The 12,975-nt window shown below is 51.3% G+C and carries 17 protein-coding genes; 12 read left to right on the forward strand and 5 right to left on the reverse strand.

What is annotated here, in order from left to right; translation table 11 throughout:
- Positions 1-52 precede the first annotated feature (52 nt).
- Both EVJ33_RS01035 and EVJ33_RS01040 read right to left on the reverse strand, forming a co-directional pair.
- Positions 53-826, reverse strand: coding sequence for a DsbA family protein (locus EVJ33_RS01035; protein ID WP_236634496.1), 774 nt, complete (start codon positions 824-826; stop codon positions 53-55).
- A gap of 84 nt (positions 827-910) precedes the next feature.
- Positions 911-1,492 (reverse strand): CYTH domain-containing protein, encoded by a 582-nt coding sequence (locus EVJ33_RS01040; protein ID WP_201739647.1) that lies wholly within the window; start codon positions 1,490-1,492, stop codon positions 911-913.
- A 108-nt stretch (positions 1,493-1,600) separates the two neighbouring features.
- Here EVJ33_RS01040 and yjbM point away from each other — a divergent pair, with 108 nt between their 5' ends.
- The 3 genes from yjbM to EVJ33_RS01055 are packed head-to-tail and all read left to right on the forward strand — an operon-like array spanning position 1,601 to position 3,924.
- Entirely contained in the window at positions 1,601-2,245 is a 645-nt protein-coding gene (yjbM, locus tag EVJ33_RS01045; RefSeq protein WP_131433667.1) for a GTP diphosphokinase, read from the forward strand.
- Positions 2,246-2,256: 11 nt separating this feature from the next.
- The gene (locus tag EVJ33_RS01050; protein ID WP_034776962.1) at positions 2,257-3,054 is read left to right on the forward strand and encodes an NAD kinase; all 798 of its coding nucleotides are present in this window, start codon (positions 2,257-2,259) and stop codon (positions 3,052-3,054) included.
- 3 nt (positions 3,055-3,057) lie between these two features.
- Positions 3,058-3,924, forward strand: a complete 867-nt coding sequence (locus tag EVJ33_RS01055; protein ID WP_131433669.1) for an RluA family pseudouridine synthase — start codon at positions 3,058-3,060, stop codon at positions 3,922-3,924.
- Between the two features lie 40 nt (positions 3,925-3,964).
- Here EVJ33_RS01055 and EVJ33_RS01060 read toward each other — a convergent pair whose 3' ends face one another.
- Complete coding sequence (locus EVJ33_RS01060; protein ID WP_131433672.1) at positions 3,965-5,131, reverse strand: FtsW/RodA/SpoVE family cell cycle protein; 1,167 nt, start codon at positions 5,129-5,131, stop codon at positions 3,965-3,967.
- Between the two features lie 149 nt (positions 5,132-5,280).
- On the opposite strand from EVJ33_RS01060, the gene fabI reads away from it, so the two are divergent.
- Both fabI and EVJ33_RS01070 read left to right on the forward strand, forming a co-directional pair.
- Positions 5,281-6,054 carry an enoyl-ACP reductase FabI gene (gene fabI / locus EVJ33_RS01065; RefSeq protein ID WP_131433674.1) on the forward strand — a complete coding sequence of 258 codons (774 nt, stop codon included), beginning with the start codon at positions 5,281-5,283 and terminating at the stop codon, positions 6,052-6,054.
- Between the two features lie 85 nt (positions 6,055-6,139).
- Positions 6,140-6,328, forward strand: coding sequence for a hypothetical protein (locus tag EVJ33_RS01070; protein ID WP_021066964.1), 189 nt, complete (start codon positions 6,140-6,142; stop codon positions 6,326-6,328).
- A gap of 2 nt (positions 6,329-6,330) precedes the next feature.
- Here EVJ33_RS01070 and EVJ33_RS01075 read toward each other — a convergent pair whose 3' ends face one another.
- Entirely contained in the window at positions 6,331-6,840 is a 510-nt protein-coding gene (locus tag EVJ33_RS01075) for a YjcG family protein (protein WP_131433676.1), read from the reverse strand.
- A gap of 174 nt (positions 6,841-7,014) precedes the next feature.
- On the opposite strand from EVJ33_RS01075, the gene EVJ33_RS01080 reads away from it, so the two are divergent.
- From EVJ33_RS01080 to EVJ33_RS01110, 7 genes are all read left to right on the forward strand, one after another.
- The gene (locus tag EVJ33_RS01080; protein ID WP_131434288.1) at positions 7,015-7,560 is read left to right on the forward strand and encodes a phosphatidylglycerophosphatase A family protein; all 546 of its coding nucleotides are present in this window, start codon (positions 7,015-7,017) and stop codon (positions 7,558-7,560) included.
- A complete protein-coding gene (locus tag EVJ33_RS01085) occupies positions 7,560-8,144 on the forward strand; it encodes a phosphatase PAP2 family protein (RefSeq protein ID WP_131433678.1) in 585 nt (194 codons plus the stop codon). The genes EVJ33_RS01080 and EVJ33_RS01085 overlap by 1 nt, the downstream gene beginning before the upstream one ends.
- Positions 8,141-8,674: a hypothetical protein gene (locus tag EVJ33_RS01090; protein ID WP_131433680.1), complete on the forward strand. Its 534-nt coding sequence runs from the start codon at positions 8,141-8,143 to the stop codon at positions 8,672-8,674. Before EVJ33_RS01085 ends, EVJ33_RS01090 begins: the two co-directional genes overlap by 4 nt.
- Positions 8,661-8,858, forward strand: a complete 198-nt coding sequence (locus EVJ33_RS01095; protein WP_131433682.1) for a hypothetical protein — start codon at positions 8,661-8,663, stop codon at positions 8,856-8,858. The genes EVJ33_RS01090 and EVJ33_RS01095 overlap by 14 nt, the downstream gene beginning before the upstream one ends.
- A 170-nt stretch (positions 8,859-9,028) precedes the next feature.
- Positions 9,029-11,047: a BglG family transcription antiterminator gene (locus tag EVJ33_RS01100; protein WP_131433684.1), complete on the forward strand. Its 2,019-nt coding sequence runs from the start codon at positions 9,029-9,031 to the stop codon at positions 11,045-11,047.
- Positions 11,048-11,050: 3 nt separating this feature from the next.
- Positions 11,051-11,317: a PTS sugar transporter subunit IIB gene (locus EVJ33_RS01105; protein WP_131433686.1), complete on the forward strand. Its 267-nt coding sequence runs from the start codon at positions 11,051-11,053 to the stop codon at positions 11,315-11,317.
- Positions 11,318-11,349: 32 nt separating this feature from the next.
- Positions 11,350-12,612: a PTS ascorbate transporter subunit IIC gene (locus EVJ33_RS01110; protein WP_131433688.1), complete on the forward strand. Its 1,263-nt coding sequence runs from the start codon at positions 11,350-11,352 to the stop codon at positions 12,610-12,612.
- Between the two features lie 53 nt (positions 12,613-12,665).
- Here the strand turns inward: EVJ33_RS01110 and EVJ33_RS01115 are convergent, their stop codons facing one another.
- Positions 12,666-12,953 (reverse strand): FHA domain-containing protein, encoded by a 288-nt coding sequence (locus EVJ33_RS01115; RefSeq protein ID WP_029595769.1) that lies wholly within the window; start codon positions 12,951-12,953, stop codon positions 12,666-12,668.
- Positions 12,954-12,975 lie beyond the last annotated feature (22 nt).

A 12,975-nucleotide genomic window follows, 5' to 3' on the forward strand; every position in this document is an offset into this window, starting at 1 on the left:
TCCCCGCGGGGAACATTGAAAAACCCACGGCTCCCCGGCCGTGGGTTTTTTGTCATTTATTCGTCGCCCAAGCTTGGCCGCTGCAGCCCGGTACAGGCCGGCAACGTTGTTGGAGTGACAATTTTTTTAATTCTCTTTCGATGACAGGCTTGTCGAGCTCTAAAATGAAAGCGAGCTCGGTGATTGTCGAGGCATCATAACGTCCTAACACTTTCTCGACGTCCCAACCAGTCTCGCGTGTTGGCACATAGCCGAGCAGTTCGGCCATGACGGCCTGATAGACGTCATACGGGTAGAGTCCTTCAATCTTGAGCGCCTCGTCACGGGTGACGAACGTCAAGGCGGGAAGCGATTCAATCTCCCAGTCTTTCAAAATCTCGTGATCGACCGCGAGTGCGCTCAGCAGTTGATTGGATTGGATATCAGCGGCCAACTCATCGATGTCGAGTCCATAGCCGACGAACGAGCGGGCAATCTCCCATAAGTCGTTGTCGTTAGAGCTATCCTTCAAAAAGATATCGTTAATATGCAAGTGGCGCATGAAGCGCATCGCATGACGTTTCCCTTGTAACTCCATAGCCTTGATCATCGTGAGAAGGCGAACCTCTTCTTGACATCCGCCAACACAACTAGGAACCGTCGAAACCATACGGAAACGAATCAAGTGCCCGTATTCAAGTTCGAGTTTTTTAATGAGTGTCATCACGTGAAGCCCGTCAGGATCTGAGATGTCCATGAAATAGAATAACTCTAATGGCTTATATGTTACTTGGATAGAAGATTCTTCCAATGAACAGGATGACTCATTACATTGTTCAAGTTCCATTGTGTCGCCTCCTCTCGTAAACAAAATCAAATAGATTGTATGCTCATTGTAGCAACGAAAAAAAAAGGTTGGCAACGTATCTGCTCAACCTTGGTTTCGACGCATCTTTTCTTCCATGAATCGAACGATTTTATTTTTGGCGGGCCGGAGGGGGATGTCATGGTGATGGAGAAGCTGTTCAAACGCAATTTTGCCTTTCGCTTCATCGGTCACTTCAAATTCTATTTCATAGTCGTGAATCTCCAAATAATGACTTTCGTCGAGGACGAGCAGACCGTCTGGCGTCTCGATTTCCGCGCGTTTCGTCTCAAGGCGACCGAGGTGGTCGAGCGGTCCGGTCAAATCAAACGAAGCAAGCGCCTCTTTCATTTGATCGTCATGGATGATGCCGTATTTGAACAAGTTCTCGGCTTCTGTTTCATTGATTGGGGCGTGCGTCTCGAGCAGTCCGACGTCATGCGGCTGTTTGAGTGTCAACACTTGGCCGTGTTTTTTCTCCCGAATCCGGAGGGCAGCCCCATGGCTTTTCAATTCGAACGTCGGCGTGTCGAAGTAATCGTTCGCTTGCCATTTCACTTTGTCCGTTAAATCGTAGGCGGCGAGCAACGTCTCATATTCGTCTTTCGTCAACATCGATTTAAATTCAATTTCCACTTCTTGGGTCATAAATCATCGCTCCATTCTATGAACAATTGTTCGTTTATGATACCATACTATCGGATACATACGGAAAAAGCAGGTTTTTTCCGAAATGAACGAAAGTGGTGACAGCATATGCAATCAATGGATTGGGATCAATTTTTAGTGCCGTATCAAATCGCGGTCGATGAACTGAAAGTTAAATTCAAGGCGATTCGGAAACAATTTAAATCTCAAAACGACCACTCCCCGATCGAGTTTGTGACAGGCCGGGTTAAACCGGTCGGTAGCATTCTCGAGAAGGCGAAGCGAAAGCAAATTCCTAACGACAAGTTGTCGACAGAGATGCAAGATATCGCTGGACTTCGCATCATGTGCCAATTCGTGGACGATATCGTCCACGTCCTCGAACTGCTCCATCACCGGACCGACTTCAAGATTGTCGAGGAACGCAACTACATCACGAACCAAAAGGAATCGGGCTATCGCTCTTACCATTTGATTCTCGAATACCCGGCCCAGACAATCCACGGCGAATTTCCGACACTCGTCGAAGTTCAAGTGAGGACGCTTGCGATGAACTTTTGGGCGACGATTGAACACTCGCTCAACTATAAATACGATGGAGATATGCCGATCGAGGTGCAAGAGCGCTTACGTAGGGCGGCTGAGGCGGCATTTTTGCTCGATGCCGAGATGAGCCAGCTCCGTGTCGAAATTCAAGATGCACAGCAAGTGTTCCGGGATAAAGAAATGAACGTCCAAACGGACCAAGACTAGGGGGCCAAGGCATGCAGTTTGCGATTGTAGCACGGGGAGACGCGCGTTCGGCCGACATTGCGCGCGAATTGACAAATAAATTGACCGAGGCGGGTCACTCGGTTTCGAAAGAGCCGCGGATCGTCGTCTCGGTCGGTGGGGATGGGACGATGCTTCAAGCGTTCCATGAATATATCGACCGGCTTGATGACACGTTGCTCGTTGGGATTCATACGGGCCATCTCGGTTTTTACGCCGACTGGCAACCAGACGAGCTCGACGAGTTGACGGAGATGATCACGAGCGAGTCGTTCGAACCGGTATCTTATCCGCTCGTCGAGGTGCTCATTGATTACGAGGACGGGACGACCGAACGACAACTCGCCATGAACGAGTGTACGATTAAAAACTATAAACGCACGCTCGTCTGTGACTTGTCGATTCGTGATGATTACTTCGAGACGTTTCGAGGTGACGGGTTGTGCATCTCGACACCGTCCGGCTCGACGGCCTATAACAAAGCACTCGGTGGGGCCATCGTCCATCCGTCGATTGAAGCGATACAAGTGACGGAAATGGCATCGATCAATAACTTGGTGTACCGGACGATCGGTTCACCGCTCTTGTTACCGAAACATCATCAAGTGAAGATCGAGCCCCACACGAAAACCGAATTCGAACTTGCGTTCGACCACCAAGAAGCGTTATCTTGGTCGAACGTGCGCTCGATTCGCTGTGCAGTCGCGAAAGAAAAAGTGACGTTTGCCCGGTTTCGCCCGTTCCCATTTTGGCGACGAGTCCGGGAATCGTTCATCGAGGAAGGGAAGTAACCGATGTACGGATTCACATTGCATCGCGTCGCGGAGACAACCGTCCCGCTGCGCGATTTTTTAATGACAGACTGCGGCATCTCGCGCAAAATGTTGACTCAAATCAAACAAGGTGGTCTCATCCTCGTCAACGGTGAGCCACGTACCGTTCGCTATGATATTCAAGAAGGTGAAGAAGTGACTGTCCATTTCCCGGTCGAACAGCCGGCGGCGGCGATGGTCCGCTCGTCACGCCCGCTTACGATCCTGTTTGAGGACGACTATTTGCTCGCCGTCGACAAACCGGCTGGAATCGCGACGATCCCGTCCCGGCTCCATCCGGACGACACGCTCGCCAATGCGGTGCTCGGATATTACGAACGGATCGGGTTGCAGTCGGCGATTCACGTCATCAACCGGCTCGACCGTGACACGAGCGGTGTCGTCTTGTTCGCTAAATATGCTTACGTGCACCATCGGTTCAGTGAACTGCAACAGACCGGTGGCTTGTCACGGACGTATCTTGCTCTTGTCGAAGGATCAGTTTTCCCGCAGACAATCGACGCTCCGATCGGCCGTGCCCCAGACTCGATTATGGAGCGGGTCGTGACAGCGGACGGACAGCGAGCCGTGACCCACGTTCTTGAGGCGGAGGCGCACGGTGCATATACGGCATTGACGATTGCCCTCGAGACCGGGCGGACACATCAAATTCGCGTCCACCTGCGCCATATTGGACATCCACTCCTTGGGGATACGATGTATGGCGGCAAGCCTGTGATCGACCGTCACGCGCTCCATAGCGCCTCGGCGACGTTTTGCCACCCGATGACAGGGGAGAGACTCGTGATTGAGGCGGCATACCCGCATGACTTTCGACTAGAAGCGTAATACAAATAGTCCCGCACTCAGCTGAGTGCGGGACTATTGTTTAATCGTCATCAAACATATACGATTTTGATTTCGAAGCAACGTTCATGACGAGGCCGATGGCAATCATGTTCATGATAATCCCGGTCCCCCCGTAACTGATGAACGGTAAAGTCAGACCGGTGATCGGAAGGACACCGATCGTCATCCCGATGTTTTGGAAAATCTGGAACGTGAACATGGCGATGACGGCGGTCACGATGTAACTACCGAACGGACTGCTCGCTTCAAGCGCGATATGAATCATCCGGTATAAGAACAGGAAGAAGACGATAATCACGATGGCGGCCCCGATAAACCCATAATGTTCAGCGATGACGGCGAAAATGAAGTCGGTCTGTGATTCTGGCAGATAGACCAAACCTTGGCCGTAGCCGGCCCCGAACATTTGACCAGACCCAATCGCCTGAAGCGATTTGATCAACTGAAACGCCAAGTCGTCGGAATACTCATACGGGTAAATCCACGCTTGGAATCGGTTCAAGGCGTGGCCTGGCACAAAGCTTTGCAACACCTCAAAGTGGGAGAAGAACAAGTACATGAAACCGCCAATCGTCACGGCAGCAGCGCTGAACAGACCGAGCAGCCACTTCCAGCCGATCCCGGAGACGATGATGATGGCGCCGAGCATCGTGATGAGAACAAGCCCGGTCCCTAAGTCTGGCTGGGTGACAATCAGTCCGAGCGGCGGAATGGCGAGTAATACAAGTTTCATTAACAGCCACGTATCCTGTTGGGATGAGCCGTAACGTTTATTATGGTCGTAGACGATCGTGGCCATGGAGATGAGTAAAAACAACTTCATGAATTCGGCCGGTTGGAAACTGAAACCAGGCACGTTATACCAGCCGTACGCCCCGTTAATGTTTGGAACGAGCGTCGTATCCCGGAGCGGAATCAACCCAACTAGTAGCAAGAGCCCGAAGGAATAGAGGTACCAGTGAATTTTTCGCAACTGTTCGTATTCGATCGTCATGATGGCGAACATGGCCACGAACCCGAGAATGTAACGGATTCCTTGATCGAATGCGAAGTTGATATGTTGTAATCGTGTCGGCAACATCGGTTGTGCCGTGTAAATGGCACCTAGACTGATGATCATCAAGAAAAAGACGATGGTCAAAAGTGTTGTGTCTAAACTTCTTAAATAAGATTGAATGCGGTTCATGATGAAATCGTCTCACCCTTTCTATACGTATTTTATCTTACCGTAAGTTAAAAAAATCGCAATACGTTACGCGCTAGTTGACAAAACAGACACCATTCTGTAATCTGATAACAGATGTTATAACCAGGTACTAAAAAGGGGAGTTTACGATGTCAATCTATCCAACGTTAACGAATAAGACGTATGTCGTCATGGGAATTGCCAATAAACGCTCGATCGCATGGGCGATCGCGAAGACGCTTGACGCGGCAGGTGCGAAGCTCGTCCTCACGTATGCAGCCGAACGCTTCAAGTCAGGTCTTGAATCGCTTGCGGCCGATTTGAATGGCGAAGCGCTACTTTTAGAATGTGACGTCACGAACGACGAAGCAATCGATACGACGTTCCGCACGATTCACGAACAAGCGGGCCCGATTCAAGGGATTGCTCATTCAATCGCCTTTGCGGACAAAGAAGCGCTTCGCGGCGAATTCTCAGAGATGACGCGCGGTCAGTTCGCACAAGCGCTCGACATTTCGGCGTACAGTTTGACAGCAGTCGTCAAAGCGGCCAAACCGTATTTCGCAGAAGACGCATCGGTCATCACACTCACGTACCTTGGCGGTGAGCGCGTCGTCCCGAACTATAACTTGATGGGTGTCGCAAAAGCAGCTCTCGACTCGAGCGTCAAATACTTGGCGAACGAGTACGGACCGCACGGCGTCCGCGTCAACGCGATCTCGGCAGGACCGATTCGTACGTTGTCGGCCAAAGGTGTCGGCGACTTTAACAGCATCTTGTCTGAACTCGAGCAGAAGGCGCCGCTACGACGCAACGTCTCGGCAGAAGAAGTGGCCTCGACGGGCTTGTTCTTGTTGTCGAGCATGGGCAGCGGTGTGACGGGAGAAGTCATCCACGTCGACAGCGGTTATCATATTTTGTGAATCTAAGGGAAGGGCGCAGCGATGCGCTCTTTTTTGTATTATCCGGACCGTATTTCGGGTAAGGACCTGAAAAGGAGGTTGGATCATGGGTCCTTATCAGATTGATTTTACGGTCGTCCAATATGGAAATCGCCAAGTTCAACCGACAGAACGGGCGAATATCGAGCCGGTCACACGGATTCAACGCGTCCAACGAATCCGCCCGCGCCAAGAAGAATGGTTAGAAGCCGAACAACAAAACAGCCCCGGTCGATTTGTCGACCGGAGCGTATAATCTTATCCGCGGAACCGGAACGTCTCATAGACGTTCCATGTTTCGTTTTCGAGCTCATACATGACGGCCATACGGTTGACCGTCTCCTCGAAATGAACTTGCTCCATGCGCATCCGTTCGAGTACGTCGAACAGTTCGGCATCGGTCAAATCTTGCCCGATGGTGATGTGCGGAAGAAATTCATATTTTGGAGGCTGGTTGAGGAGCCCCTCGTGGAGCTTGTCCTGTAGCGCTGACAGTTCGCGCGTCGGCAACACTTTTAAGTAGAGGACGTTGTTCGTCGGTGCGAACGAGCGAACCCCATCGATTTTTAGTTGAATCGGTTTGGTCGTGTCAGCGACTTGTTGCAAATACTCGAGCACTTTCGGTAAATCGGCTTCGTCAATCTCGGTGCGCTCCTTGATCGTCACGTGTGGTGAAATCAAGGCGTACTTCGTGTCATACCGCTTCCGGTACGAGTTGGCGAAATCTTGAACTTGTTTTGATGGAAATAAGACTACCCCAATCTTCATTCCAGTTCCCCCTTTATAAAGTGGTCTACTTTTTTATGATGACCGATTTAATGAATGAAGTCAAAGCGGGCTTAGTCTTTTTTTCGAGTTTTCAGTATAATAGAGATTGAGTACTTCGAGAAGCAATCTTCTCGAGATGAAAGGATGTGTAGCGGGAGGATTCCCGCCTATATGATGAAACATGTACCACACTCAAGAGACGTACGCGAGGCCGCACGGGCTCGCTTGATTGAACGGGGCGTATCGATTGAATCGATTGCCGAGATCGTCTATCAAATGCAGGCGCCGTATTCGCCACATTTGTCATTGAAAGAATGCACGGAATCGGTCGAAGCCGTGTTAGATAAACGCGAGCTCCAACATGCGATTCTCGTCGGGTCAGAACTCGACATGCTGGCCGAGCGCGGACAGTTGTCCGAGCCACTTCTATCGATTGTGGCGTCGGACGAAGGCTTGTTCGGTGTCGATGAGACGATTGCCATCGGGGCTGTCAACACATATGGTTCCATCGCCGTCACGACGTTCGGATACTTAGACAAAGCGAAGATCGGTATCATCAAACAGCTCGATACGAAAATGGAAGACGGGCAAGTCCATACGTTCATGGATGATCTTGTCGGCGCGATTGCGGCGAACGCATCAGGTCGCTTGGCGCACCGTTTGCGTGATATGACCGACTTTGGCGAAGACGAGATGCGGGAACGGAAAGGCTTATATTAATGACACCGCGCTCAAACATGTTGGCGATCACCGGGGCGATCAGTTTCGTGCTCTTCTCGGTGGTCGTTGTTTTAGGTTGGGTGGTGCCGGTTGATCGGTTCGTCACGTCTACGCTTGACCCGCTCGCCGGTCCGCTGTTCGTCTATGTGACCGAGCTCGGCAGCGTAAAAGTATTGATCGGCCTGTCGTTGATCGGCATGCTTTATTTTTTGTGGCGGGGTAACAGGTTCGAGGCGTTCCGCTTACCGATTGTCGTCATCACGACGCTACTTGTGACGCAAGGGCTGAAACTCATCTATGGTATCGACCGGCCGTCGATCGATGCGGCGCTCGACGCGACGACGTACAGTTTCCCGAGCGGTCACGCCTCAGGGTCACTCGCGTTGTACGGACTGGTCGCCGTGTTGGTATATCGTCGCAATAAGACCGTCGCCGGCTTGATGCTGCTCGTCACCCTGACGTTAGCCGTCTCGTTCAGTCGGGTCATCTTGAACGTCCATTATTTTAGTGACGTCATCGGAGGCTGGCTCGTCGCCCTTGTCATCGTGGCGGGGTCAGAAATGGTAAGGAGGAAACAAATTTGATTCTCGTAACACAAGTCGAAACATGGTTGTTTATGGACCGTGACCGGGCTGATGCGGCGGAAATGCCGACAATCCTGGTCGAAAAGGACGCGTCCGGAGCCAAATCGTTCACCACGATGCGGACGCTGTTCCAACTGAAGAAATGGACAGGGCAACACCGCTTCGTGCCGTTTTTGTCGTGCGGTGAGGCGTCGTATCGCGCCTATGAAGTGTTTCATGTCGATGCGAAGCCCCCGTTCGCCATCCTTGAATCGGGGGGCGTATTGATGAAGGATAATGAGCGGGACGAGGCCTATGACAGCGCGCTTCAAGACGCAGGCGTCACGACAGACCGCGAGCGGATTGCGTTCGCAGTGGATTACCTTGAACGGGAACTCGGTGAACAGGTCATACTCGCCATCGATGAACCGGTCGCGTCGCATACCCGTGTCCCAGAAAATCTGTTCGTACCAGGAAACGTGATGCAGACGAGTGAACAACTGTTTGGCTGGGCGAACCGAGAACAAACGGAGAGAGGTGACGCACAATGAATGGGAACAAAAGATTCAAGAACTTCTCGACGGTTCGGTCGAAGAGGTGCTCGTGCCAAAAGACGAGTTTTTAACGGTCCGTTCGCTATTGATCGACAAGGGCTGGATGTTTGAAGTCGTTGGCGAAGCGAAACACGGAGGCGTCACCATTTATCGGAAGAACGAAGCAGGTTCGATAGAATGATTGATTTTAGATAAGGGAGAGGCGAGGGACACATGTGACCCTGCGCCTCTTTTTTCTGGACGCACGAGGAGAGACAGAAGTTTGGGGAACACGTCCCGAAAACCCTGTCGTAAACGCTTACAAATTTCGGGTGAAACTCACTTATACTAAACGTGTAGGAGGCCACTACCATGTTACTAAATGAAAAGAGCAAGCGGATTTTGAGTGTCATCATGCACGAACAACGAGTAACGATTGAATCGCTCGAGCTGATGCTCCCGTATTCACGACGGGCCATCGAGTATGAGCTGGAGCGGATTCAAGAATGGTTGCTTGATTGTGGACTGCCCGACATGAAAACGGACGGGGCGACGATTCAGTTGACGGTCACCCCTGAGCTGATGGAACGATTTGAACAGGCTGGATTGATTTGGGCCGAGGAAGAGCGAGAGTTGTTAATCGTGTTCTTCACATTAGTAAACCGTGAATTTTTATCGGCGTTTCATTTCCAACAGCTACTCGATGTCTCCAAATTCACGGTGCAAGAAAGTTTGAATAGCGTGAAACGAAGAGCGGCGCATTTCGGTCTCGATTTTGCCTATACTCGAAAGTCGGGATATCACATGAACGGACATCCGCAAACGATCGCCTTGTATTTATATCGGACGATTGAACGTCTCGTCACGCGTTCGACGAAGGAACGTCTCGTCAGTGCCGTGCTCGTGGATTGGGAGATCGAGTATGAACAGCTACTTCACCAACTGGAAACGTATGAGACGGTGAGGCAGTTCAGATTGGTCGAGATCCATCGTGAAAAGCTCGCCTACTTCCTATTGTTTGGAAGCCGAATGACGTTACCTACATCGACTGACACAGAGGACCTCGTCATGGCGGAAAATACGGATGACGTGCTTCGGCATCACTTCAGTCAAATGCCTCATCTTTGGGTAACGCTCGATATGTTGATCAAGAGCGGACCAAAAGTCGAGGAAGAGATGGATGAGGCGACGCAACATGAATTAGCTAGCGTCATGATGGATGTAATCGAACGGTTCGAATTGCTCAGTTGTACGTTCATCATCGAGCGAGAAGCGTTGTGCGAAAAACTCGTGCTTCATTCGAAAGCGACGATGCAACGCGTCTATACAGGACTCGAGGCACCCGAAGAGCTCGAACGTTATGTCATGAAAGAACACCAAGTGCTAAACGTGCTCGTGGAGCGGTCGCTCGAGCCGTTCCGGCAACGTCTCGGCAAGGACGTACCGGCGACAGAAGTCATGTATTATACGCTCCATTTTGCGGCGCATCTCCATCAACAAGGACAGCATCTCGATGACCAGATGAAAGCCATCGTCGTCTGTCCGAGCGGGATTAGCGTCTCGCATATGCTCGATCATATTTTAAAGAATCAATTCCCGGAGATCGTCTTTTTGCCGCCGATCTCTCAGCGGGACGTCGAGCAGTATGCGCCGCTCGTCGACTTGATTTTCACGACCGTCCCGTTGCCGCGAACGATTCATGAGTTGGCGAATGTCACACTCGTCCCGGCGTTGCCGACACGGCTTGAACAAATCCAGTTGAAACGTCAAATCGAGCAACGGTTTTTGAAACGGGGCGAGCCCATTGCGATTCAAATCGAGGACGTATTGCAAGTCGTGAAAAAACATGCGACCGTCACCAATGAACGACAATTGCGCCAAGATTTGCGGGCGTTGTTGTACGCTGACACGACTCAAACTGTACACCAGGGGGGACAGCCGGTGCTAAATGAACTGATCACACGTGAAAATATCCAAGTGTTGGACAAAGTCGACGATTGGCAAACGGCCATCCGACTCGCAGCCAAGCCGCTCGAAACGAATGAATCGATTGTCACGAGTTATATCGACACGATGATTGACAACGTCACAGAACATGGTCCGTATATCGTCCTCATGCCGGACGTGGCCATTCCGCATGCCCGACCCGAGGATGGTGTCCGAAAGCTAGGCATGAGCGTATTGAAAGTGGGGGACCCGGTCGTCTTTCCAGAAAATAAATCGGTGCGACTCTTCTTTGTGCTTGCGGCCATCGACCAGACGACACATTTGAAGGCGCTCGCCCAACTGACGGAATTGCTCGGCAACGAGGAAGATTTAGCGATATTATTGTCCGCTCAGGCGAGTGACGACATATTACCGGTTATCAACAAATATTCTGAGGAGGAATGAATAATGAAAAAGATTTTAGTAGTATGCGGGAACGGGCTCGGTTCAAGTTTCATCATGGAGTTGAATGTGAAGAAGGCGCTTGATCAAATGGGTGCCGAGGCAGAAGTGTCGCACACGGATATCGCGACGGCACGTACGGAACCGGCCGACATTTATGTAGGGGCCAAAGACATCATCGGCACGCTCGATGACGGGACGCGGGAAATTGTCGCTCTTGAGAACGTCATGGACATCGAAGGGATCAAGGCGCAACTAGAAGGTAAACTGTAAACGACTTCGGGGGTCGGAAGGGGGAACAATGAATGCTTGATTTAATTATGCGGGACATATTAGGAACACCTGCCATCTTGGTCGGCTTATTCGCTTTGATCGGTCTTATGCTTCAAAAGAAAGATGTGGCATCGGTCGTCTCGGGCACGTTGAAGACAATCATGGGATTCGTCATTATTGGGGCCGGAGCTGGGGTCATCATCGCGGCGCTTGATATATTCGGACAGATGTTCGACGAAGCGTTTAGTATTCGCGGGGTCATCCCGAACAACGAAGCAATCGTCGCGGTCGCCCAAGACGCGTTCGGCGTCGAGACGGCGATGATCATGGTGTTCGGGATGGTCATGAACATCGTACTCGCCCGGTTCACACCGTTCAAATATATTTTTTTGACGGGTCACCATACGCTGTTCATGGCAAGTCTGCTTGCCGCGATTCTTTCGGTGTCTGGCCTTGAAGGAGTCGTCCTCGTCGCGGTCGGTTCGGTGTTGCTCGGGTTATGTATGGTGCTCTTCCCGGCGCTCTTGCAACCGTTCGTCCGTCAAATCACGGGTTCAGACGACTTTGCGATCGGCCACTTCGGTTCACTCGGGTATTTCGTCTCGGGTACGATCGGCAAGTATGCTGGCAACAAAGAACATTCGACCGAGCAGATCCAAGTTCCGAAGCAGCTCGGCTTCCTGCGTGACACATCGGTCGCTGTCTCGTTGACGATGACGCTCTTGTTTGTGGTCGTCGCCATCTTCGCCGGGCCAGGCTTTGTCGAGAGTGAGCTATCAGGCGGTTCGAACTATATCGTCTTCTCGATTATTCAAGCGATCACGTTCGCGGCTGGTGTGTATATCGTTCTCGCCGGGGTACGGATGTTGATTGCCGAGATCGTACCGGCGTTCAAAGGGATCGCTGACAAGATGGTCCCGAACGCGAAACCGGCACTAGATTGTCCGACCGTGTTCCCGTTCGCTCCGAACGCGGTCATCATCGGCTTCTTGGTCAGTTTTGCGGCAGGATTGATTTCGATGTTCTTCCTCCCGCTGTTCGGGCTCGCGATCATCGTTCCAGGGTTAGTCCCTCACTTCTTCACGGGAGCGACGGCTGGCGTGTTCGGGAACGCGACAGGAGGGCGACGCGGTGCGATTTTAGGTGCCTTCGCCAACGGTCTCCTCATCAGCTTCTTGCCCGCCATGTTGTTGCCGCTACTCGGGAACCTTGGCTTTGAGAGTACGACGTTCGGCGATTCAGACTTTGCGCTCGTCGGGATCCTCATCAGCTGGTTCGTCTCCTTGTTCACATGAAGCTGAATCCAAACGAAAGACCACGTCCGCATGGGCGTGGTCTTATTGTTGGTTTAGGCGTTTGAAGCCAATTTGATTTTTTGGCGTTTTAACTTGTGTAATAACCAGGCATGTAACACTTCACAAGAATGGTGAGGAAGGGTCAGTTCAACGAGCGGGTGTGACTGACCGAATATAGTGAAGCGCGAATGGTCCTCGTCGAGCATCGAGACTTGAATATCGGTCGCTTCTTGAAGCGAAATCCGTTGCTCGCCGGCTACTGCATCTTTTAGTTTCAGCATTTTTCCATTCGTCGCAAACTTGGTGAACGAAGACATTCCCTGTACTTTCAGTTGTTCCATCTCATGTATCTATCCATCCGCG

It is taken from the genome of Exiguobacterium sp. SL-10, from assembly GCF_004337025.1.
Taxonomy (GTDB): Bacteria; Bacillota; Bacilli; order Exiguobacteriales; family Exiguobacteriaceae; genus Exiguobacterium.